At 62.8% G+C, this 21,106-nt stretch carries 21 protein-coding genes and 1 pseudogene; 14 read left to right on the top strand and 8 right to left on the bottom strand.

Translation table 11 applies throughout. The features are described from left to right. The first annotated feature begins 19 nt into the window (after positions 1-19). Positions 20-1,090: a sn-glycerol-3-phosphate ABC transporter ATP-binding protein UgpC gene (gene ugpC, locus EN859_RS15755; protein ID WP_127853817.1), complete on the top strand. Its 1,071-nt coding sequence runs from the start codon at positions 20-22 to the stop codon at positions 1,088-1,090. Between the two features lie 66 nt (positions 1,091-1,156). Here the strand turns inward: ugpC and EN859_RS15750 are convergent, their stop codons facing one another. From EN859_RS15750 to EN859_RS15740, 3 genes are all read right to left on the bottom strand, one after another. Beyond that, positions 1,157-2,296 (bottom strand): alanine racemase, encoded by a 1,140-nt coding sequence (locus EN859_RS15750; RefSeq protein ID WP_127853816.1) that lies wholly within the window; start codon positions 2,294-2,296, stop codon positions 1,157-1,159. A gap of 16 nt (positions 2,297-2,312) precedes the next feature. Continuing rightward, a complete protein-coding gene (locus EN859_RS15745) occupies positions 2,313-3,860 on the bottom strand; it encodes a M81 family metallopeptidase (protein ID WP_127853815.1) in 1,548 nt (515 codons plus the stop codon). Positions 3,861-3,953: 93 nt separating this feature from the next. After that, positions 3,954-4,868, bottom strand: a complete 915-nt coding sequence (locus EN859_RS15740) for a LysR family transcriptional regulator (RefSeq protein WP_189501998.1) — start codon at positions 4,866-4,868, stop codon at positions 3,954-3,956. A gap of 280 nt (positions 4,869-5,148) precedes the next feature. Here EN859_RS15740 and EN859_RS15735 point away from each other — a divergent pair, with 280 nt between their 5' ends. Together EN859_RS15735 and EN859_RS15730 are read left to right on the top strand one after the other, a co-directional pair. Continuing rightward, on the top strand, positions 5,149-6,591 hold the full coding sequence (locus tag EN859_RS15735) for an aldehyde dehydrogenase family protein (protein ID WP_127853813.1): 1,443 nt from the start codon (positions 5,149-5,151) through the stop codon (positions 6,589-6,591). A gap of 31 nt (positions 6,592-6,622) precedes the next feature. After that, complete coding sequence (locus EN859_RS15730) at positions 6,623-7,387, top strand: SDR family NAD(P)-dependent oxidoreductase (RefSeq protein ID WP_127853982.1); 765 nt, start codon at positions 6,623-6,625, stop codon at positions 7,385-7,387. A 758-nt stretch (positions 7,388-8,145) separates the two neighbouring features. Here the strand turns inward: EN859_RS15730 and EN859_RS40475 are convergent. The 3 genes from EN859_RS40475 to EN859_RS15715 form a co-directional block, all read right to left on the bottom strand. After that, positions 8,146-8,436, bottom strand: coding sequence for a recombinase family protein (locus tag EN859_RS40475; RefSeq protein ID WP_348632927.1), 291 nt, complete (start codon positions 8,434-8,436; stop codon positions 8,146-8,148). 156 nt (positions 8,437-8,592) lie between these two features. Continuing rightward, complete coding sequence (locus EN859_RS15720; RefSeq protein ID WP_127853812.1) at positions 8,593-9,015, bottom strand: CBS domain-containing protein; 423 nt, start codon at positions 9,013-9,015, stop codon at positions 8,593-8,595. 445 nt (positions 9,016-9,460) lie between these two features. Continuing rightward, a complete protein-coding gene (locus tag EN859_RS15715; RefSeq protein WP_127853811.1) occupies positions 9,461-9,715 on the bottom strand; it encodes a hypothetical protein in 255 nt (84 codons plus the stop codon). Positions 9,716-10,397: 682 nt separating this feature from the next. Between EN859_RS15715 and EN859_RS15705 the strand changes: the two genes are divergently transcribed. From EN859_RS15705 to EN859_RS15685, 5 genes are all read left to right on the top strand, one after another. Next, positions 10,398-11,570 (top strand): ABC transporter substrate-binding protein, encoded by a 1,173-nt coding sequence (locus EN859_RS15705; protein WP_127853809.1) that lies wholly within the window; start codon positions 10,398-10,400, stop codon positions 11,568-11,570. 77 nt (positions 11,571-11,647) lie between these two features. After that, positions 11,648-12,508 carry a branched-chain amino acid ABC transporter permease gene (locus tag EN859_RS15700; RefSeq protein WP_127853808.1) on the top strand — a complete coding sequence of 287 codons (861 nt, stop codon included), beginning with the start codon at positions 11,648-11,650 and terminating at the stop codon, positions 12,506-12,508. 3 nt (positions 12,509-12,511) lie between these two features. Then, positions 12,512-13,513 carry a branched-chain amino acid ABC transporter permease gene (locus tag EN859_RS15695; protein WP_127853807.1) on the top strand — a complete coding sequence of 334 codons (1,002 nt, stop codon included), beginning with the start codon at positions 12,512-12,514 and terminating at the stop codon, positions 13,511-13,513. Next, positions 13,510-14,274 (top strand): ABC transporter ATP-binding protein, encoded by a 765-nt coding sequence (locus EN859_RS15690; RefSeq protein WP_127853806.1) that lies wholly within the window; start codon positions 13,510-13,512, stop codon positions 14,272-14,274. Before EN859_RS15695 ends, EN859_RS15690 begins: the two co-directional genes overlap by 4 nt. Continuing rightward, positions 14,255-14,983 carry an ABC transporter ATP-binding protein gene (locus EN859_RS15685; RefSeq protein ID WP_127853805.1) on the top strand — a complete coding sequence of 243 codons (729 nt, stop codon included), beginning with the start codon at positions 14,255-14,257 and terminating at the stop codon, positions 14,981-14,983. The genes EN859_RS15690 and EN859_RS15685 overlap by 20 nt, the downstream gene beginning before the upstream one ends. 26 nt (positions 14,984-15,009) lie before the next feature. On the opposite strand, the gene pcaQ is transcribed toward EN859_RS15685, so the two are convergent. Next, positions 15,010-15,927: a pca operon transcription factor PcaQ gene (gene pcaQ / locus EN859_RS15680; protein WP_127853804.1), complete on the bottom strand. Its 918-nt coding sequence runs from the start codon at positions 15,925-15,927 to the stop codon at positions 15,010-15,012. 92 nt (positions 15,928-16,019) lie between these two features. Between pcaQ and pcaD the strand changes: the two genes are divergently transcribed. Genes pcaD through pobA form a run of 6 tightly spaced genes read left to right on the top strand, consistent with a single transcriptional unit; the run spans position 16,020 to position 20,827 of the window. Then, positions 16,020-16,829 carry a 3-oxoadipate enol-lactonase gene (gene pcaD / locus EN859_RS15675; RefSeq protein WP_127853803.1) on the top strand — a complete coding sequence of 270 codons (810 nt, stop codon included), beginning with the start codon at positions 16,020-16,022 and terminating at the stop codon, positions 16,827-16,829. After that, positions 16,822-17,232: a 4-carboxymuconolactone decarboxylase gene (gene pcaC, locus EN859_RS15670; RefSeq protein ID WP_126034497.1), complete on the top strand. Its 411-nt coding sequence runs from the start codon at positions 16,822-16,824 to the stop codon at positions 17,230-17,232. Before pcaD ends, pcaC begins: the two co-directional genes overlap by 8 nt. Then, positions 17,225-17,977 carry a protocatechuate 3,4-dioxygenase subunit beta gene (gene pcaH / locus EN859_RS15665; RefSeq protein ID WP_127853802.1) on the top strand — a complete coding sequence of 251 codons (753 nt, stop codon included), beginning with the start codon at positions 17,225-17,227 and terminating at the stop codon, positions 17,975-17,977. The genes pcaC and pcaH overlap by 8 nt, the downstream gene beginning before the upstream one ends. After that, positions 17,977-18,591: a protocatechuate 3,4-dioxygenase subunit alpha gene (gene pcaG / locus EN859_RS15660; RefSeq protein WP_126034495.1), complete on the top strand. Its 615-nt coding sequence runs from the start codon at positions 17,977-17,979 to the stop codon at positions 18,589-18,591. Before pcaH ends, pcaG begins: the two co-directional genes overlap by 1 nt. A gap of 11 nt (positions 18,592-18,602) precedes the next feature. Further along, complete coding sequence (locus EN859_RS15655) at positions 18,603-19,655, top strand: 3-carboxy-cis,cis-muconate cycloisomerase (protein WP_127853801.1); 1,053 nt, start codon at positions 18,603-18,605, stop codon at positions 19,653-19,655. After that, complete coding sequence (gene pobA / locus EN859_RS15650) at positions 19,655-20,827, top strand: 4-hydroxybenzoate 3-monooxygenase (protein ID WP_127853800.1); 1,173 nt, start codon at positions 19,655-19,657, stop codon at positions 20,825-20,827. Before EN859_RS15655 ends, pobA begins: the two co-directional genes overlap by 1 nt. Before the next feature lie 13 nt (positions 20,828-20,840). Here the strand turns inward: pobA and EN859_RS15645 are convergent. Beyond that, a pseudogene (locus EN859_RS15645) lies at positions 20,841-21,106 on the bottom strand (3-oxoadipyl-CoA thiolase); the annotation flags it as partial.

Below are 21,106 nucleotides of genomic sequence, written 5' to 3'. Positions count from 1 at the left end.
GCAGAAGGAAAGTAAAGACATGGCCTCCGTAGAAATTCGCGGTGTCGAAAAGGCCTTTGGCGCGGCGAAGATACTTCACGGCGTCAGCATCGACATCAAGGACCAGGAGTTCGTGGTGCTGGTGGGACCATCGGGCTGCGGCAAATCCACTCTGCTGCGAATGATTGCCGGGCTGGAATCGATATCCAAGGGCGAGATCGCCATCGGCAGCAAAGTGATCAACAAGGTTCCGCCGAAGGATCGCGACATCGCTATGGTGTTCCAGAACTATGCGCTCTACCCGCACATGTCCGTTTTCGACAACATCGGCTTCAGCCTCAAACTGCGCAAGAGGACCAAAGGCGAGATTGCAAGCCGTGTTCAAGAAGCGGCCGAAATCCTCAATCTCCAGAAATATCTACAGCGCTCACCGCGCCAGCTTTCGGGTGGCCAACGGCAACGTGTCGCTATGGGCCGTGCGCTGGTGCGCGACGCCCAGGTCTTCCTCTACGACGAGCCATTGTCAAACCTCGATGCTAAGCTGCGCGTGACCATGCGCACCGAGATCAAGGCGCTCCACCAACGGCTCAAAACGACTTCTGTCTACGTCACGCATGACCAGATCGAGGCGTTGACTATGGCCGATCGCATTGTGGTCATGAACGCCGGCCGCGTCGAGCAGGTGGGCACTCCACTCCAACTCTACGACACCCCGGCAAACCTGTTCGTCGCTGATTTCATCGGATCGCCGTCGATGAACTTCATCGAGGGCACGCTCGCGCGCAGCGACATCGGCGTGGTTGTCGAGGCGGTGGACGGGACCCGGCTCGCAGCGCCCCAGGAATTCGGCGGAAGGGAAGGTCAGAAAGTGGTATATGGTGTGAGACCGGAACACTTCAGCCTCGCTACAGGCGATGCCGGCTCGGAAGCAGTCGTTGAAGTCGTCGAGCCCACGGGCGCCAACATCGAAGTCTTCGCAACGCTTGCGGCCGAGCGCGTCTGCGCGATCTTCAACCAGCGCCACCCGTTCAAGCCGGGCGACAAGATCCGACTTGCCACAGATCCCGACCACGTCCATCTGTTCGACGCCGCAACCGGTGTGCGTCTTTAGTGCCACTCTGAACTTTTTTGATTGAAACGCGCCGGCGAGCTGCCTAGGCGCCGCCTTGGCGACGGTTCACCAGCCGTTGATCCGAGGCCAGGTCAGCATCTCGTGGTCATCGGTCCCATTGACCACGTGATACGCATCGTACATCGCGGCGGTCATGCAAGCATGGTTCGGCAACACGCGCACCCGCGTGCCGACCGACAGTTCGCCGAACGGGAACGGCCCGTCCGCAACCAGCATCCCGTGTTCCTGGTAGACGTGCCCCACTTTGACGCCGCCGATGCGATGCGTGCCTGTCACATCCATCACCAGACCGAAACCTGCGTCCTCTGGCAGGCCGGGGGCGCCGGTGCTGCGGTCCTTGGACAGGGCCAAGGCGCCTGCATCGATGAGCGCGCAGTTCATGTCGGGTCGATGACCGATGACGGTCGCCAGGACCGACACTGCTATGTCGGCGCTGCTGCAGGAGAAGATTTCCGACTGAAAGACGTCGCAGAACATGTAGACTCCGCACCGCACCTCGGTGATGCCTTCGAAAGAAAGCCCGTGGGTAGCGGTCGGCGTGGAGCCGATGCTGATTACGGGGGCGGGCAGCCCGGCGATGCGCAGGCGCATGGCCGCGGTCGTCGCGCAGCGCCTCTCATCCTCCGCGATCTGTTGGATCGCCGCGATGCTCCGCCCCTGATAGGAGTGGCCGGCATGAGTCAGCACGCCTACAAGACGGGTGCCGGGCAGAGCATGGAGCGCCTTGCCCAAGTCGATCAGCACATCTGAATCGGCCATCACGCCGGAGCGCCTCTCGCCGGAGTCCAACTCGATCAGTGTGTCGAGAACGATCCCCAGATCCACGGCCCGGCGGCTGATCTCCGTGGCTACAGCTCGCTGATCGGTGATCACGGTGACCTTGACGCCTCGGGCCAGCAGTGCGGCAATGCGCTGCAACTTGTCGGGGATGATGCTCACCGCATAGGTGACGTCAGTGATGCCATGTGAGGCGAAGTACTCCGCCTCCCGGAGCGTGGAGACGGTCACACCGCCGAAGTTGCCAGCCAGTGCAAGACGCGTCACGTCAATGGACTTGGCCGTCTTGGTGTGTGGTCGGAGGCGGACTCCAGTCCCCCTGAAGCGATCCGTCATCCTCGCCGCATTGCGTGCGACCACGCTGCGATCCAGGATCAAAGCCGGAGTCTCGAGATCGGACAGGCCCATCGACGGCGTCTCCCGTTTACAATGCCAGCGCGCTTAGGCGCGGGGGCCAACTGACGTTGCGGTCGATCGGGAAGATCGGACGGGGTAGGTACTTGAAATCGAAGCGTGACAAGACTGGCGACGAAAGGCCGGGCGCGTCGACTTCGATGACCTGATCCGGAGTAAAGAACTCATCGAACCCGGCGCGGAAATGGCCGCGTGACTTGACCACCACGGATCGGGCCTTGGCGATGTCGATGCCCATCATCTCGAGGAAGACCGGATCCGCACATTGCGTGCGTATCGAGATGACGACGACCCTCACGCCATCCAGGTCGAGCAGTGCAGTGGTTCCGACATTGATGCGACGGCCCGCGTAAAAGCCACGCCGCCCGACGCAGTCGCCATCACGGATGCGTAACACGGTGGCATCGACCTCAAAGCGATGTGAATATTGATCAGGCGCATTGCGATTGAATATTGCGCGGAAACGAGCGCCCTCGCCGAGTTCCATCGCCTGGGCCGCAAGCGCCGGGTCGTTGAAGATGCCGAGTACCCCCCCTTTGGCGCCAGCCCTCACCAGAGCCTCCAGGATCCAGGTGGTGTTGCCATTGGCGCCACCGCCTGGATTGTCGGCGACGTCGGCGAGGATCACCGGCCCTAGCGTCATGTCCTCTCCGGCCCGCACCGCCGCCGCCACGGCTTTTTCCAGCGGGATCAGAGCCGGCACATAGCGCTCATGGTCCTGCCAGGCGTGCTCGGCGATCTCGATGGCCAGCTTGTGCGCCGCATGTTTGCCGCTACGAGTGGTGACGATGATCGCCAACCCGTTCTTGGGCGTGTCGGCATAGGCGAACCCGCCAAGGATCGAGATGTTGAGGATATCATCCGTCACTTTCGTGCGGGCATATCTGATCAGGTCGGCGTATGGTCCCGTCTCGGTCAGCAGCGTCACGGTGGGAGGGGTCACTGGCAGGCGGATCATGGCGGCGCCTGGTCGCAACCCATGGAACATTTCATTCAGTGCGCCGGCGGCATCCTGCCCGCGTGCTATCATGTCGACGTGCGGATTGGTCTGGTACGCAATGACGACATTGGCGGCCTGGACCATGCGGTCGGAAACATTGCCGTGCAAATCGAGAGTGGCGACCACCGGAACGTCCGGGCCGACGACACCGCGAATCATCTCGAATATCGTTCCGTCGGGATCGCGATCCTCGGTGGTGATCATGGCTCCGTGGTTGCAGATATAAACGCCGTCCAATGGCATGGCCGCCTGCAGCCGAGCGCTCATCTCAGACAGCGTTTCTTCGAAGAAAGTATGGTCTAGCGGTCCCCCGGCCTCGACCAACCCGATCAGAATCGGCACAGGCTCCCACTCGACAGCGCCGTCCATCGCGGCGTGAAAGCTCAGCAGTTCGGCAGGCAGCTTGGACTCGGTACGATTGAGCTCCGCGCGGAACTCGTCGCCAGCCACGTAAAGGCGATTGAGGAAGTCATCCCTGCTGGTGACCGGGGCAAAGCTATTGCTCTCGAGCATCAGGCCGAGCAAGGCGACGCGTTTTTTCGGCTGACTTAGGGACATCGGTTGGCTCACAATTTCCTGTGACCAAGAGATATCAGTGAGGTTCGCAACAAAACCAATGCAGGCTTGGCCTTGTCTGATGCGTCTCGTGCATCATCCGGTCGCGACTTCCTCGCCCTCAAGCAGGGTCCAGAATTCTTCTGCCGTCGGGGGTAGGGGATCTCGTGAGCGGTACAGGCGGATCTCGACAGGTATGGACCATCTCTCATCACCGGCAGGAACAAGGGAGCCGGCCGTCAGCTCTTCGCCAATGCCGCTTTCCGGCAGCCAGGCCATGCCCCTGCCACCGCTGCTCATGGTCTTGAGAACGGCAGCCAGATGAGAGACAAAGACTCGGTTCAAATGGACCGGTGCCTCGAGATGGGTGAGCATGTGCTCGACTGCACGGCCGATCGCGGAGGTCTCGGAATAGGCGAGGTAATGTACAGGCTCATCGCGGGTTCCCGGCAGCCGGTCAATCGGTTGGCCGGTCCTATCGGGCAGTGTAACGGGGATGAGTTTATCCCGCCCGACGATCTTGGAAGTGAAATGGGCCGGAGGCAGGTGCATTTCGATGCTCGGATGCGTGTGGCTGAGCATGAAGTGGCAATCGCCCCTGAGCAGTGACTGCACACAGTCAGTGAACTGGTTTGAATCGAGGCGGGTGTTGAACGTGTGACTGCGCAGCTCGACTGCCCGCAGCCACATCGGGAAGAATGTCAGTGAGAGGCTATGCGTTGCCGAGAAGCGGACCGTGCTCACGGATGCCTCGCCGATCAGCCGGGCACTGTCGCGTCCTTGATAGAGGCGCCGTAGCACATCTTCGGCGACCGGCCTGAACCGTTCGCCAGATGGCGTGAGACGGATGGGCTGAGCGGTGCGGTCAAAGAGTGTCGCGCCTATCCATTCCTCGAGGCTTTTGATGCGCCGGCTGAAGGCGGGCTGAGTGGTGTATCTTGCTTCGGCTGACCGGGAGAAATTGCGCGTATCGACTAGGCTGAGGAAATCTTCGAGCCAACGGATTTCCATAGTGTCGTGCATCTCCCTGATCAGCCAGACACACTTGGCAAGCGCCAGCTGCTTATCGTGCCGAGTCAACCGCGTCGATCAATGCTCCGGTTGCTCGGCCGGGACAGTGAATTGCGCCTACGCGCCCGAACCTGCATCATATATCCGCTGCGACGACAGCCTGCTTTGCGCTGAGTCAAAAATGCAACTTCGTCATAGCGCTATCCGAATTTGACATTCGCCACACCCCCAACGTGCCTTTATTGATGGTGCGAGTTCTCTCTAGACTGCAGGTGTTTCTTTGGCTGGCCAGGTGCGGGACTATTGGCGCAACTTCATTGGCGGCGAATGGGTCGACGCGGCCGATGGACGAAGCATTCCGATCGTTGACCCCGCCAGCGGTGAAGTTATTTCCGAAGTTGCGTGTGGTGGTGCGGCGGATATCGACCGTGCGGTCGCCGCCGCACATCGCGCCTTCGAGAGTCGCGTCCTGCTCCAGATGACGCCAGCGGAACGCGGCGAACTGATGTTCGGAATTGCGAAGCAACTCGACGGCCTCGCTGACGAGATTGCCGAGGTCGAGGTCCACGACAACGGAAAGACCCGGCCGAACGGGTACAAAGAGGTGGCGCTCACTCAGCGCTACCTCAGGTATTATGGCGGCATGGCAGACAAGCTGGAGGGACGCCAGATCCCGTTGGGAGACGGGGTTGTCGACTACACCGTGCATATGCCGTTCGGCATCTCAGCGCAGATTGTGCCATGGAACGGCCCCCTTCCTGTGGGCGCACGTTCCATCGCCTGCGCGCTCATCACCGGCAACACGGTGGTGCTGAAGTCACCTGAAGATTCGCCGCTCAGCCTCTTTCTGTTTGCCGAAGCCTGTGAACGAGCGGGAGTCCCAAAAGGGGCACTCAGTATCGTCTGCGGCTATGGCGCCGAGGCGGGCGCCGCACTCGTTTCCCACCGCGAGGTCGACCACATCGTCTTCACCGGCTCAGTCGAGACCGGCAAGAGCGTGCTGCGCGCGGCGGCAGAGCGCGTCATCCCCTGCGTCATGGAACTGGGCGGGAAATCCGCTGGCATCGTTTACCGGGATGCTGACCTCGATCGCACGGCGCGTAATGTCGCGCGGGGTATCTTTCACCATTCGGGGCAAATCTGCTCCGCTGCATCCCGGGTTCTCGTCCACCGCTCCATCCATGATGTACTGGTGGAAAAGCTCAGGATTGAGGCGGGCGCGCGCTCGGTCGGGCCTGGTATCGAGGGCTGTGACATGGGACCTGTGATTTCGGAAAAGCAGCTGGCGCGTATCGAGGCGCTTTGCCGGGCGGGCGTTCAAGAGGGCGCAAAGCTGGCCTGCGGCGGCCGCAGACTGGATCGGCCCGGCTATTTCATGCCGCCAACGATCTTCACCGGCGTCGCGCCCCGAATGCGGATTGCCAATGATGAGTTCTTCGGGCCGGTGCTTGTCGTCATACCATTCGACACCCCGGAGGATGCCATTCGCATCGCCAATGGTACGGACTACGGGCTCGCCGCCGGCGTTTTCACGGACGATCTCCGGCTTGCCCACTGGACAGCCGACCGCCTGATTGCAGGCCAGGTGTACGTCAATGACTGGTGGGTCGGGGGTGTGGAGACTCCTTTTGGCGGCGCCAAGCGGTCTGGTTACGGACGTGAGAAGGGTCAGGAAGCCCTGCTGGGATACGTGCAGACCAAGAACGTCGGCATCCGACTTTAACCTCACCGTTCAATTCAGGGGTCGCGCAGCCATGTTTGAAGAATTTAGCGGGAAGACCGTCCTTGTTACCGGCGCCAGCACAGGGATCGGCGCCGCAGTTGCCCGCGCTTTCGGCGCGCTGGGCGCCAACGTTGGCGTTCACTACAATTCGCATCGGGTAGAGGCCGAAACCGTCGCAGCCGACATCCGCACGACAGGTGGTAAGGCGTTCATCGTCCAGGCCGATGCCACCGAGATCGAGGCCCTGGGCAAGGCGGTCGAGGCGGTGGCCGCACATTTCGGGCGGCTCGACATCCTCATCAACAATGCCGGCGCCATGCTCGGGCGCGTTCCGCTGGTTGATGCCTCGCTGGAGCATTACCGCCGGGTGCTGGACGTGAACCTGACGTCGGTTTATGCCGCCTGCCGTGCCGCTATCCCAATCATGAGGCGACATGGCGGTGGCAACATCATAAATGTCACCTCCATCGCCGCCCGCACCGGCGGCACAGCCGGAGCGGGGCTCTATGCTGCTGCGAAGGCGGCGGTCAGCACGCTCACGCGCAATCTCGCCAAGGAGGAGGCCACTTACAATATCCGGGTGAATGCGGTTTCGCCGGGGGTCATCAGCACGCCGTTTCATGAAAAGGTGTCGACGACGACGCAATTGGAGGCAGCCCGGACAATGATTCCTTTGGGTCGCCTGGGAACTGCCGAAGACTGCGTTGGAACCTTTCTCTTCCTCGCTTCGGACGAATTGAGCCGCTACGTCGACGGACAGATCATTGAGGTCAATGGTGGGCAATTCATGCCTTGAAAAGCTGGCGAGGGCACCCGTTCGCTTCGGCACGCTGGCGTCGGCCGGCCGATATCAGTTGATCGCAGATAGTCTGCGAAGTATGGGATTCACCAACAACTGAAATTCGTCAATGAAATCAAAAGGCCAGATTTTTGACGGCACATCTGCTCGCCGTGCTACGGCTTGCAAATAAATTACGCACCGAAGTCGGACGGCTATCTTTGGACGAAGCAATTGAGTGGGAATCATCAGCGACGACGGTTTGCCGCGTGCTACGCTGCTGCACAAAAGAGCCCGCACTTCAACGCGGAGGCTGTAGATGCGACCAGCGTGAGGAACTCGGGATCATTTCGCTATTTCAGATGATTGCGTGTCCCCGCAACCACTTTTGTCATAGTATGCTAACCGTCCCAGTTTAAACTGGCGTTTCTACAAGCCGGGCAATCACAATTGGCGACGGTTGCTGGCGTCGTGAGCAGATCCGAAGGGTCGTCTCTCAGCGAACTGGCGCTGTCCTATGCTAAAAGTACCCCCGCCATCGCCTCCCAGTCTACCGGTTCCGCCCCTTCCGCCCGCGAGAGGGGCGACACGAGCCTCTTATCGTGCGCTCGGCAACGGTTTCGATCCACGGGCGCGACCGGCCAGCCAAATCAACACGGCTTGCGTAGCAGTGTTTCGATCCATGCTCCCGCGAGAGCGGCGATCGAAGTTGCTTTTCGCGCCACATCGACCGTCGGCCACCGGCCGCCGCACGCCTCGACCATTTAGCGCGGCTGCTATCCCCCGCAGGCTCGTGACGCCCGCCTTGTAGGCAAGCGATGATAGGCAACACGATTTGGGCGAACTGCTCGCCGCCTCAACCTGGGCCAGGTGACCGGTCGCAGCCGCATCGCTGGCATTTCGTGGATACCCAGCTTTTCGCCACGCTGCTTCCGGGCTGCCAGTTCGGCACGAATCCGTTCCGAAATTTGCCGGCGCTCCTTCTCGGCCAGTGCGGTGTAGAGGTGCAGCATGAAGGGTCGGTGTCGGCACCGAGTTCTGCGACGATGAACGACACGCTGGGCCATCAAGTCCGCAATAAACGCGACGTCGTGCGAGAGGCGGTCGAGCTTGGCGACGAGGACCGGACATTTCTGCCGGCGCGCTGTGGCCGGTTGAGGTCTTCGATCGAGAGCATGGGCGAAGCCCGACGGATATCGACTATCCGCCGGGCGAGCCGCCCTTCAGTGGTGATGGGCGGAAACGCTCTTGACGTATTCGGACACAAGTTCCCTCGGCGCCGACTGACCGACGTCGCCGACGCTGAGGATGCCGACCATCCGCATACTCTTGTTGATCACCGGCAACCTGCGGATTTTCAGTTCCTCCATGTGCCGCATGGCCTTGGCCAGATCGTCGTCTTCGCGGCAGCAGTGAATGCCGGTCGTCATGACATCGCGCGCCGTCGCGGTGCGGCTGTCGAAACCATCCTCCGCTAGTCCTTTACAGACAATGTCGCGGTCGGTCACCATTCCGATCAGCCGGTCATTCTCTCCGATGGGAATCGAACCGATATCCTCGGCTCGCATCAATTTCGCCAGTTCGGTGACAGGGGTTTCGGGGCTGACCCAGTCGACACCCTTGTGCATTGCGTCTTTGACTTTCATGGCGGATCTCCCTTTCTGAGGTTGGTGCATGTCCCTCTGTCTCATGTTACCGCGGAACTGGATTTTCTGGAAACATGAGGAGGCGCGCCGACACAGAACCGGTGGAGCATCGACGAGTACGTTGAGTGCGTACCGATCGCCTTTCTCTTCGGACGGTCCAGCCGCTATTTTCTTCGGCGCCCACCGATTCCATGCTTCCGGTTAGAAGAGTTCCTCACATTCGACACCTGCCAGTGACCGGCCCGAGCGGTGCGGACGCGGCGTTGATTCAGCGCCATGTGGCGATGCTTCGAAGGCTTGTGATACCGGATCGCCGGATGGACGGGATGACCGGCCGAATGGCTTCGGCGAAGCGGCAGGTTCACGGATGGAGACGGCGCGCCCACGTGTAGCCGCGTTGTCTACGCACAGTCTGGCGCTCAGGGTGTTAGAGGATGGCACATAGTTAAGTCATTCTCCGAACGACCCAGAGCGACCGGCCCGCATGAGCGATCCCGGACAACTGTCGAAGGCGAGGATCATCTTTGAGCCGCTCAGCCTCGACCACATCAAGAAGCAGGACCTGCTGATCGGTCTCGTTGGCGTTCGGCGTTATCCACCAGCGCCGATCCTCGCTGCAAAGCCCTGCCTCCGGATGTTCCTGGAGGTATTCAATCGCATATTCGGCGTCCACTTTTCTCGGTGCCGCGTCCACGGACATTTGCTCTTTCCTGCGCCGTCGGCGATCGCTTAGGTTGAGGGACTATACCTGATGATGGAGTCTGTTGCAGTGAGAACCCATCACGTCCGGCGGACGGATGGATCGGACGCGCTATCAGCTGCTGCCCGGCCGGCGCCCGGCGTTGCAAAACGGCTGGCATCCACACAAGCGTCATATATTTGGCCCGCTGCACTGCCCATTCATCGTTCTGTTCGAGCAGGATTGCGCCGACGAGGCGCACGATGGCATTGTCGTTCGGAAGTCCGGTCAGCTCGATGACGGGCATTGACTGGCTGAATTAAAGCACGCCGCAAGCGGGCTCATAGGTCGGAGCAAGAGCTGTCCGTGCGCATTGCTGACGGCTCGGGTCAAGGCTAGCCAAATTTGTCCGCCGCCTGTCGCACCACACGATCCGCAATCGGGATCGACGACGTTACGGCGGGCGAGGGGGCGTTGCAGATAGAACCGTTCTGCGCTTCGCGCGGATGATGAAGGCGTGTTCGATGGTGCCGTCGGCCATGTACCGGCGGAAATGTCGACTTGCTCCACGGATTTCCCTATCCGGGAGGTTAATAATCGACGACTTATTTTCATTTTACATTACCATTTCTGCATGAGAGACCAAAGCCAATGCGGCTGAAAACCTTGCTGGAGGCTGGGTAGCCGCTAAGGGAGGAAAGCCATGAAACGCATGCTTTTGGCCGCGGTGGCGGCAATAGCGCTTAGCGGAACCGCCAGTGCAGAAACCATCAAGGTCGGCGTGATCGGGCCGTTCTCCGGTCCCTTCGCCATCCAGGGCAAGAATTTCAAGGCCGGCATCGACGCCTGGATGGCATTGAACGGAGCCAAGGTCGGTGACGACGACGTTGAAGTCGTCTATCGGGACCTTCCGGCCGCGAATCCCGCGCAGGCCAAGGCGCTCGCCCAGGATCTGGTCGTTAAGGAAAGCGTTCAGTATCTCGCCGGGTTCTATTTTACGCCCGATGCCATGGCCGTCACGCCGCTTCTCGAGCAGGCGAATGTGCCGATGGTGATCATGAACGCAGCCACGTCGGCGATCGTGACCAAGAGCCCGCTCGTCGTGCGCACCTCCTTCACGCTCTGGCAGACTTCGGTGCCGATGGCAAAGGTGGCGGCCGCGCGTGGCATCAAGAAGGTCATCACCGTCGTCAGCGACTACGGACCGGGCGTCGATGCCGAGACGGCGTTCGCGACGACCTTCAAGGCGGATGGCGGCGAGATCGTCGAATCGGTCCGCATGCCGCTTTCGACCACCGACTTCAGCCCGATCATGCAGCGGGTAAAGGACTCCGGCGCCGAGGCGGTCTTTGCCTTCTTGCCGTCCGGTCCGACCACGCTGGGCTTTCTGAAGTCCTACAACGAAAACGGCCTCAAGGGAGCCGGCATCCAGTTCCTGGCGCCTGGAGACCTAACGCAGGAATCCGATCTGCCGGCGCTCGGCGATACCGCTCTCGGGGTGACGACCACATTCCACTATTCCGTCGCGCATGACTCTGCTGAAAACAAGAAGTTTGTCGAGGCGACGCGTGCCGCGATCGGCAATCCGGTCGAGCTGTCCTTCCCATCGGTCGGCGCCTATGACGGCATGCGGGTAATCTATAAGATGATCGAAGCGACCGGGGGCAAGCAGGATGCCGCCAAGGCCGTCGACGCCGTCAAGGGAATGGCCTGGGAGTCCCCGCGCGGACCTGTCTCGATCGACGCCGGAAGCCGCCACATCACGCAGAACATCTATCTGCGGGAAGTCGCTAAAGCCGCGGACGGCACCTATTACAACAAGGAGATCCAGACGTTCGCGAACATGGCCGATCCCGGTCTCGCCGCCGCCAAATAACCTTGCTGGGGCAAGCCCTCAGTCATCGGATCCATGTCCGCAGGCGGCGGCCCGTCGGCGAGCGCTCGGAGTGAGAAATGCAGAGCGTGCTCAGCATCGCGGTCGACGCCCTTGCCTATGGCATGGTGCTGTTCGTCATCTCGATCGGCCTGTCGATGACGATGGGGCTGATGCGAGTGGTGAATCTCGCGCACGGGGCCTTTGCGATGGTGGGCGGCTATCTTGCCTCCTATGCCGTGCGTGATCTTGGTCTGGGCTATGTCGCCGGTGTCGTGCTTGCGGTGGCCGGCACCGTCGTGATTGCGGCACCGATCGAGCGACTGCTCTACCGCCGCATCTATAACAAGGCGGAACTTATCCAGGTGCTCATGACGATCGGCATCACCTTCTGCGTCATCGGCATCGCGAATTATGTGTTCGGGCCGACACTCAAGACCATCCCGCTGCCCGAGGTGCTGAGTGGACCGGTCGATCTCGGCTTTCGTTCGATTGCCGCGCACAAGCTGTTTGCCATCGTGTGCGGCCTCGCCGTCGCCGTGGCGCTCTGGTATCTCGTCGAGCGGACACCTTTCGGGGTGAAGCTGCGCGCCTCGGTGGACAACGCGCCGATGGCTGCCGCGCTCGGCGTAAGGACGAAATCCGTCTATGCGGCGAGCTTCGCGATTGCGGTCGGCCTTGCCGCGTTCGGCGGTATCGTTGGCGCCGAACTGCTGCCGATCGAACCCTATTACGCGCTGCGCTACATGGTGACCTTCCTCGTCGTCGTCTCGGTCGGCGGAGCCGGCTCGATCGGTGGCGCCTTGCTTGCCTGCCTGGTGCTTGGCGCGGTCGACACGACGGGACGTTATCTGGTGCCAGAGTATGGCGAGTTCTTCTTCTACCTTGCCGTGATCGTCATCGTCTGCGTGTTTCCGCGCGGCCTTCTTGGAAGGGCCTGACGGATGAACGCCAATCATCCTGCAAGCGTTACCGGGCAAGTCGTTAAGCCGCGCTTCTCCGCTTCGGCGGATTGGATCGGCCTTGCGGTGATCCTGGCGGCCTCGGTCGTCGGCAATCTCCTGTTTCCCAACAATCTCGCGCTGCTCACGCGCGTCATCGGCATCGTCATGCTGGTGCTTTCGGTCGATCTGGTCACCGGCTTCTGCGGCGTGGCGACGCTCGGTCACGCCGCGCTGTTCGGCGCCGGGGCCTACGCCGCCGGCATTGCGGCCGCGCATTTCGGCATATCGGATCCGTTCGCCATGATCGCGGCAGGCGCCGTCGGCGGCGCGGTCGCCGGCCTCATATCCGGCCTCGTGGTCCTGCGCAGCCACGGGCTTGGGCAACTTGTGCTTTCGATCGCCATCGTCAATCTTTTTCACGAGGCGGCCAACAAGGCCACGAGCTGGACGGGCGGCAGCGATGGCCTGACGGACATCGCGCCAAGCCCGCTGTTCGGTGTGTTCGGGTTCGATCTTTGGGGACGGACCGCCTATGTGCTGGGGATAGCGCTGCTGGTGATCGTCTTCTTCCTGCTGCAGCGCCTGTCTCGCTCGCCGTTCGGGATGCTCTGCCGCGGCATCCGGCAGGACCCGATCCGGGTCGCGGCGATGGGGGCGTCGGTCAAGAAGACGCTGCTCAAGATGTACATCATCTCAGGCGCGGTCGCCGGTGTCGGCGGTGGCCTCAACGCAATCTCCACCCAGGTGGTGGGGCTCGACAGCCTGAGCTTTACCCTTTCGGCGCAGGCGCTGGTGATGCTGGTGCTCGGTGGCACCGGATCGCTCTACGGCGCGATCATCGGCACGGTCGTTTTCATGCTGTTCGAGGATTTCGTTTCCGCCGCCAATCCTTTTCACTGGTTGACAATCATGGGCGCGCTGCTGGTCGCGGTCGTGCTGTTTGCGCCGCGCGGCATTTTCGGCACGAGCGCCCAGCTGTTCGATCAGTGGAGGCGGCGATGAATGCGGTGTTCGAGGTCGAGCGGCTGAACAAGACCTTCGGCGGGCTGGCAGTGACCCAGGCCGTCTCGCTGACGATGGCGCCAGGCGACCGCGTGGCGCTGATCGGGCCGAACGGCGCCGGCAAGACTACTTTCGTCAATCTCGTCACCGGCCATCTGAAACCGGATTCAGGGGTCGTTAGCCTCGCTGGCGAGCAGCTCAACGGCATGAATCCGATGCAGCGCGTGCAACGCGGCCTGGTAAGGTCCTTCCAGGTTACCCGCCTGTTTCCGGAAATGACGCCGCGGGAACATCTGGCGCTCGCCGTACTGCAGCGCCAGGGCCGTACCGGCCGCCTGTTCGGCACGTTCTGGTCGATGCCGGAAGTCCTCGAAGAGATCGAGGCGCTGCTGCGCACGCTCGGCCTCGAGGGCGCTGCCGACCACAAGGTGGCGGAGATCGCTTACGGGCAGCAGCGGCTGCTGGAGATCGCCTTCGCGCTGGCGTTGAGACCGAAAGTCCTGTTGCTCGACGAACCCGCGGCCGGTGTTCCGCAAAGCGAAACGCCGCGCATCGAGTCCGCGCTTGCCGGGCTTCCCGCCGACCTGGCGGTGCTCATGATCGAACACGACATGGATCTCGTGTTCCGTTTCGCGCAACGGGTCATCGTCCTGGCCGCGGGCACGATCATATTCGACGGCGCGCCCGGCGAGGTGACGAAAGACGCGCGCGTGCGCGAGGCCTATCTCGGGAGCTATGCCGATGACCGCAGCGCCGCTTGAGGTATCTGGGCTGACCGCCGGCTACGGCCAGACCCGCGTGCTCGAAGACCTCTCGTTCGGCGCCGCCGCGGGCGCCCGGCTGGCCGTGCTCGGACGAAACGGCGTCGGCAAGTCGACGCTGCTCGCCACGATCGCCGGCCAGACCCGGCGCCATGCCGGAGAGATCAAGCTGGGGGGCGTCGATGTCGCCGGCAAGGACAGCGCCTCGCGCGCCTGGCTTGGCCTCGGCTACGTGCCGCAAGAGCGCGGCATCTTCCCGTCGCTGACCGTCGAAGAGAACCTTCTCGTCGGGCTGAAGGATCGCCAGCGATCGGCCTTGGACGAGGCCTACGCCATGTTCCCCCGGCTGAAGGAGCGCCGGCGCAATCGCGGCACCCAGCTGTCGGGCGGTGAACAGCAGATGTTGACGACGGCCCGCACCATCCTCGGCCGTCCATCCGTCCTCATGCTTGACGAGCCGCTCGAGGGACTGGCCCCGGTGATCTGCGACGAACTCATGGCGGCGCTGATGCGGCTCGCATCCGGTGGCGAAATGACCATTCTGCTCGTCGAGCAAAGGATCCGTGCCGCGCTGGACTTCGCCGATCAGGTCCTCATCCTCGAGCGCGGCCGGGTCGCCTGGACGGGGACCCCGGCGGGTCTGCGCGCCAGCCCGCAGACCGTCGAGCGACTGCTCGGCGTTGCTGCCGTGCCGCATTCGGTCGAATAGAGCAATTCCAGGCTGCTCGTGAGACGTCAGGGGTGGTGGCTGGCCGCTTCGCGAATGGTCTGCAGCAGGATGGAAAAAGCCGGTGAGGGGGCGGTGTCGGTCCGCATCGTCAGGCCGACCGGGCCCTTGGTCTCCTCGGTGTCGACGGGCAAGGCGACGAACGCGCCGCTGGAGATCTCGTTGGCGACGACGCCGGCCGAGATGATCCACACCGCATTGCTCTGGCGCATGAAGGAACGGCCGAAGGAATCCGAGACGGTCTCGATCTCGGTCGCCGGCGCCGTCATGCCGTTGGTGATGAACAGGCGATCGACGAAGGGGCGGATGACCGATTCCCGCGTCGGCATCAGCACCGGGAATTCGTCGAGCCGGGCGAACACGTCCTGGCCTGGCTCGAGCAGCGGGTGGCCGGCGCGCACCACGAATAGCACCTGTTCGGAATAGAGATGCTCGAAGAAGAAGCCGGTCATGTTTTCCGGCGCCGCAAGCCGGCCGACGACGAGGTCGAGCGCGCCGACGCGCAATTGTTCGAGCAGCACGGCGTTCTCGCCGGTGACGATCTTGATTGCGGCTCCCGTGTTCTCGCTCAGGAACAGGCTCATGGCGAGCGGCATCACCCGCGCCGACACCGTCGGCAGCGCGCCGATGCGGATCGGGTGGCGGTTGATGGCGCCATCCTGCCTGACGGAATCGACGCCGCGCTTCAGCGCGGTGATCGCCGTGCCGGCATGGCCAAGGAAGATTTCGCCGAGCCGCGTCACCCGGATGCCGCGGCCGTCGCGTTCGACGACGGCGATGCCGAGCGCCTCTTCCAGCTCGCGCAATGTCTTGGTCACCGCTGGCGCACTGACATGCAGGAAGTCGGCGGCACGCGCCACGCTTCCTTGCCGCGCCACTTCGAGAAACGCCTGCAAATGTCGGAAGCGGATGCGGCTTTCGGACATGGTTCGATAACCTCTAAGTTAATGAAACGCCACAAAATATCATTTTACCGAACCAAACACCTAGTGCAAGGTAGCTGTGGAGGATCGAAATCGTGCCATTCGTCAGCATCGGCGGCGTCACGCTGCATCACCGCTACAGGCCGGGGACTGGCGATGCGCGCCCGATCATATTCATGAATTCGCTGGGCACCGATTTCCGGATCTGGGACGGGGTTGTCTCGTCTCTCGGCGATGAAATGCCCACGCTCGTTTACGACAAGCGCGGTCATGGGCTCTCCGATATCGGCGGTGTCAATTCGATCTTCGACCATGTCGACGACCTTTGCGGGCTCATCGATCACTTCGATCTTGGCAAGGTCGTGTTGTGCGGCCTGTCGGTCGGCGGCCTGATCGCGCAGGGGTTTTATGCCAGGCGCCCGGAAGGCGTCGAGGCACTGATCCTGTGCGACACGGCCCACAAGATCGGCACTACGGAGAGCTGGAATACGCGCATCGCAACAGTTGAAAGCAAGGGCATCCAGGAGATCGCCGATGGGGTGCTCAAGATGTGGTTCACCCCCGCCTTCCACGCGGAGCGTTCGGCCGATCTCGACGGCTGTTGGAACATGCTGACCAGGCAAGCGCTCGCCGGCTATATCGGGACTTGCGCTGCCGTCCGCGACGCGGATTTCACCGAGGCCGTGCACCGCATCGCGGTGCCGACGCTCTGCGTCGTCGGCGACCAGGACGGCTCGACGCCGCCCGCCCTGGTGCGCTCGCTGGCTGATCTCATTCCCGGCGCGCGCTTCGAGGTGATCCGCGACGCTGGGCACATTCCCTGCGTCGAGCAGCCCGAGGCGCTCACCACTTTGATCCGCGACTTTGTCGCCTCGCTTCCCGAGGAAAGGCAAGCCCATGGATGATGTCTCCAAGAACCCAACCAGGTACCGGACCGGGCTGTCGGTGCGGCGATCCGTGCTCGGCGATCCGCATGTCGACCGCACGGAGGACGCCGCCACCGATTTCGACCGGCCGTTCCAGCATCTGATCACCGAGGCTGCCTGGGGGACGGTGTGGGCGCGTCCCGGCTGGTCGAAGCGCGAGCGCTCGATCGTGACGCTGGCACTGCTGGCGGCACTCGGCCATGATGAGGAGGTGGCCATGCATGTGCGCGCCACCGCCAATACCGGCGCCTCGCGCGAGGATATCTGCGAGGCGTTCCTGCATGTCGCGATCTATGCCGGCGTGCCGGCGGCCAATCGCGCCTTCAAGATCGCCAAGGAGGTGTTCTCGCAAATGGACGGAGGCAAAAGCGCCCATGCCTGAGCTCGGTTCGAACCGGATGCCGGAGACCGGCGCCTTCTTCCAGCGCGACCGGAGATGGCATCCGCCGGCGCTGACGCCGAATTACAAGACCTCCGTGCTGCGCTCGCCGCAGAAGGCGCTGCTCGCCTTCGACAACACGGCGTCGGAACTCACCGGCCCAGTGTTCGGCCACGCCATGCTCGGCGAGCTCGACAACGATCTGATCCACAATTTTGCCAGGCCCGGCGAGCGCGCCCTCGGCGAGCGCATCATCGTCTATGGGCGGGTGCTCGACGAGCGCGGCAAGGGCGTGCCCGGCGCGCTGCTCGAATTCTGGCAGGCCAATTCAGGTGGCCGCTACCGCCACAAGAAGGATGGCTACCTGGCGCCGCTTGATCCAAATTTTGGTGGCTGCGGCCGCACCATCACCGGCGAGGATGGCGGCTATGCCTTTCGCACTGTCAAGCCCGGACCTTATCCTTGGCCGAATGGACCTAATGACTGGCGGCCTTCGCACATCCATTTCTCGATTTTTGGCCACGCCTTCGCGCAGCGGCTGATCACCCAGATGTACTTCGAGGGGGATCCGCTGATCTGGAAATGCCCTATCGTGCGCGGGATTCGCGACAAGGCGGCGATCGAGACGCTGATCGCAGCGCTCGACATGCAGGCGACGATCCCGATGGATGCGCGCGCCTACAAGTTCGACGTCGTGCTGCGTGGGCGGCGCTCCTCGCTGTTCGAAAACAGGCCGGAGGGCAATTGATGGCGCAGTCGCTCGACCGGCTGAAGGAAAGCCCCTCGCAGACCGCCGGTCCCTATGTGCATATCGGACTGACGCCCAATTTCTGCGGCATCGGCGGCGTATATCCGAGCGACCTTGGCTCGACGATGGTCAACGACCAGACTAAGGGCGAGCGCATCGATTTGCGAATCAGGGTGCTCGACGGCACAGGCACGCCGCTCAAGGACGCGCTGATCGAGATCTGGCAGGCAGATAGCAACGGGCTCTACAATTCGCCGGCCGAGCTGCGCTGCGCAGCCGATCCCAACTTCCAGGGCTGGGGCCGCCAGCCAACCGACATGGAAACCGGCGTCTGCCTGTTCCAGACGATCAAGCCCGGCCGCGTGCCGTTCCGCGATGGCCGATTGATGGCGCCGCACATCACGCTGTGGATCGTGGCGCGTGGCATCAATATCGGTCTGCACACCAGGCTCTATTTCTCCGACGAGGAGGAGGCCAACGCCGAGGATCCGATCCTTGCCCGCATCGAGCACCGCGTGCGCGTGCCCACCTTAATCGCCGAGCGCCAGGGTGACACTTACGTCTTCGATGTCCACCTCCAGGGCGAGAAGGAGACGGTCTTCTTCGACAGCTGACCGACTGCCACATGACGGTATCGCCCTTCGACCACCCGCTGCTTTCCGGCCTGCTCGGCGACGAAGAGGCGGCGAGGCATTTTTCCGTGGAAGCGGATATCGCCGCGATGCTCGGTTTCGAGCGGGCGCTGGCCGAGGCCGAAGCCGAATGCGGTATGATCCCGCGCGAGGCCGGGGCGGCGATCGTCAAGGCGCTGGCCGCGTTCCGGCCCGACACGGCAAAGCTGCGCGCCGGCGTCGCCAGGGATGGCGTCGTGGTGCCGGAGCTGGTGCGCCAGATCAAGGCTGCCGTCGGTGGGCAGTATAGTGAATTCGTTCATCTCGGCGCCACCAGCCAGGACGTCATCGACACTGCGCTGGTGCTGCGCCTGCGCCAGGTGGTCGAGCATATCGGCCTGCTGCTCAGCGAAAACATCGTGCGGCTCACCGGGCTAGAACAAGAATTCGGAAGCAGGGCGCTGACGGCGATGACGCGCATGCAGCCGGCAATTCCTATCAAAGTAGCGGATCGGGTCGCTTCGTGGCGGGCGCCGCTCGAGCGTCATCAGCAGCGTTTGACGGAACAGTCCAGCAGGCTGCTCGTGGTGCAGTTCGGCGGCGCGGCGGGCACGCTCGAAAAGCTCGGCGACAAAGGTGCAGCGGTGCGCGCGGCGCTCGCCGCCAAACTCGGCCTTTCCGATGCGCCGCAATGGCACAGCCAGCGCGACGCGCTCGTGGACTTCGCAGGCTGGCTGTCGCTCGCCACCGGCAACCTCGGCAAGTTCGGCCAGGATATCGCGCTGATGGCGCAGGCCGGCACGGAGATCAGGCTCTCCGGCGGCGGCGGTTCTTCGGCCATGCCGCACAAGCGGAATCCGGTGAAAGCCGAAGCGCTGGTGGCGCTCGCGCACTTTAACGCCGTCCAGCTTTCCGGCATGCACCAGGCGCTGGTGCATGAGCAGGAGCGCTCGGGCACCGCCTGGACGCTGGAATGGCTCATCCTGCCGCAGATGGTGATGGCAACCGCTGCCGCGCTCAGGCTCGCCGCCGAACTTGCGGGGCAGATCGAAAGTCTCGGGCACTGATGCGCACGCAGGTCGCCATCGTCGGGTCAGGACCTTCCGGCCTGCTGCTCGGCCAGTTGCTCGCCACGATCGGCGTCGAGACGGTCATCCTCGAGCGATCGAGCCGCGAACATGTGCTTGGCCGCGTGCGCGCCGGCGTGCTCGAACAGGGCACGGTCGATCTGCTCAGCGAAGCGGGTGCGGCGACGCGGCTCAACGCCGAAGGCCTGCAGCATTCCGGCATCTCGCTCGCCTTCGACGGACGCCTGCATCGTATCGATCTCACGATGCTCACCGGCGGCAAGCATGTCACCGTCTACGGTCAAACCGAGGTGACGCATGATTTGATGGACAAGCGCGAGGCGGCCGGGCTCGCCACGGTCTATGAAGCCGCGAATGTCGCGCTGCACGATTTCGATGGCGAGACGCCTTTCGTCACCTATGACAAGGATGGAGTCAGCCACCGCATCGACTGCAACTTCATCGCCGGCTGCGACGGCTATCACGGCGTCAGCCGCAAATCAGTGCCGGAACGCTCGATAAAGACATTTGAGCGGCAGTACCCGTTCGGCTGGCTCGGCGTGCTGGCCGAAGTGCCGCCAGCTGACCATGAACTGGTCTACGCCAACCATGAGCGGGGCTTTGCCCTGTGCTCGATGCGCTCGACGCACCGCAGCCGCTACTATGTGCAATGCCCGCTGGACGACCATGTCGAGGCATGGTCGGACGATCGCTTCTGGGACGAGTTGCGTCGCCGTTTGCCGCCGCAGACGGCCGCGGCCGTAACCGTTGGGCCATCCTTCGAGAAGTCGATCGCGCCGCTGCGCTCCTTCGTCGCCGAGCCGATGCGCTTCGGCCGCCTGTTTCTGGTCGGCGACGCCGCCCATATCGTGCCGCCGACCGGGGCCAAGGGCCTCAACCTTGCTGCCAGCGACGTGCGCTACCTCTTTGCCGGGCTTCGCGAATTCTATCGCGAGAAATCCCAGGCCGGGCTCGATGCCTATTCAGGCAAGGCGCTGGCGAGGGTGTGGAAAGCGGTGCGCTTCTCCTGGTGGATGACGACGATGCTGCACCGCTTTCCCGAGACGGGCGAGTTCGGTCAGCGCATCCAGGAAGCCGAGCTCGACTATCTCGTGCATTCGAAAGCTGCTTCCACAGCGCTTGCCGAAAACTATGTCGGCCTGCCCTATTGATCGGCGTGAGCCGTCAAACCCGCTCCAGCGCCACGGCGATGCCTTGGCCGACGCCGATGCACATGGTGGCCAAAGCGTAGCGGCCGCCGCGCTCGCGAAGTTCGAGCGCGGCCGTGCCGGTGATGCGCGTGCCGGACATGCCGAGCGGATGGCCGAGCGCGATGGCGCCGCCATTTGGGTTGACGTGCTCCGCGTCCTCGGCAATGCCGAGTTGTCGGAGCACGGCGATGCCCTGGGAGGCAAAGGCTTCGTTGAGCTCGATGATGTCGAATTGTTGCG

It is taken from the genome of Mesorhizobium sp. M00.F.Ca.ET.216.01.1.1 (assembly GCF_004010325.2).
In the GTDB taxonomy this organism is placed as follows: Bacteria; Pseudomonadota; Alphaproteobacteria; order Rhizobiales; family Rhizobiaceae; genus Mesorhizobium.
This window is presented reverse-complemented; position numbering and strand designations above follow the sequence as displayed.

Bases quoted from the DNA above. Each gene is read 5' to 3' on its own strand.
- EN859_RS15745 (WP_127853815.1), bottom strand. From the start codon at position 3,860: ATGTCCCTAAGTCAGCCGAAAAAACGCGTCGCCTTGCTCGGCCTGATG.
- EN859_RS15730 (WP_127853982.1), top strand. From the start codon at position 6,623: ATGTTTGAAGAATTTAGCGGGAAGACCGTCCTTGTTACCGGCGCCAGC.
- EN859_RS15695 (WP_127853807.1), top strand. From the start codon at position 12,512: ATGAACGCCAATCATCCTGCAAGCGTTACCGGGCAAGTCGTTAAGCCG.
- EN859_RS15740 (WP_189501998.1), bottom strand. From the start codon at position 4,868: ATGGAAATCCGTTGGCTCGAAGATTTCCTCAGCCTAGTCGATACGCGC.
- EN859_RS15715 (WP_127853811.1), bottom strand. From the start codon at position 9,715: ATGTCCGTGGACGCGGCACCGAGAAAAGTGGACGCCGAATATGCGATT.
- pcaC (WP_126034497.1), top strand. From the start codon at position 16,822: ATGGATGATGTCTCCAAGAACCCAACCAGGTACCGGACCGGGCTGTCG.
- pcaQ (WP_127853804.1), bottom strand. From the start codon at position 15,927: ATGTCCGAAAGCCGCATCCGCTTCCGACATTTGCAGGCGTTTCTCGAA.
- pcaG (WP_126034495.1), top strand. From the start codon at position 17,977: ATGGCGCAGTCGCTCGACCGGCTGAAGGAAAGCCCCTCGCAGACCGCC.
- EN859_RS15690 (WP_127853806.1), top strand. From the start codon at position 13,510: ATGAATGCGGTGTTCGAGGTCGAGCGGCTGAACAAGACCTTCGGCGGG.
- EN859_RS15655 (WP_127853801.1), top strand. From the start codon at position 18,603: ATGACGGTATCGCCCTTCGACCACCCGCTGCTTTCCGGCCTGCTCGGC.
- EN859_RS15685 (WP_127853805.1), top strand. From the start codon at position 14,255: ATGACCGCAGCGCCGCTTGAGGTATCTGGGCTGACCGCCGGCTACGGC.
- EN859_RS15720 (WP_127853812.1), bottom strand. From the start codon at position 9,015: ATGAAAGTCAAAGACGCAATGCACAAGGGTGTCGACTGGGTCAGCCCC.
- EN859_RS15705 (WP_127853809.1), top strand. From the start codon at position 10,398: ATGAAACGCATGCTTTTGGCCGCGGTGGCGGCAATAGCGCTTAGCGGA.
- EN859_RS15750 (WP_127853816.1), bottom strand. From the start codon at position 2,296: ATGGGCCTGTCCGATCTCGAGACTCCGGCTTTGATCCTGGATCGCAGC.
- pobA (WP_127853800.1), top strand. From the start codon at position 19,655: ATGCGCACGCAGGTCGCCATCGTCGGGTCAGGACCTTCCGGCCTGCTG.
- pcaH (WP_127853802.1), top strand. From the start codon at position 17,225: ATGCCTGAGCTCGGTTCGAACCGGATGCCGGAGACCGGCGCCTTCTTC.
- EN859_RS40475 (WP_348632927.1), bottom strand. From the start codon at position 8,436: ATGGCCCAGCGTGTCGTTCATCGTCGCAGAACTCGGTGCCGACACCGA.
- ugpC (WP_127853817.1), top strand. From the start codon at position 20: ATGGCCTCCGTAGAAATTCGCGGTGTCGAAAAGGCCTTTGGCGCGGCG.
- EN859_RS15700 (WP_127853808.1), top strand. From the start codon at position 11,648: ATGCAGAGCGTGCTCAGCATCGCGGTCGACGCCCTTGCCTATGGCATG.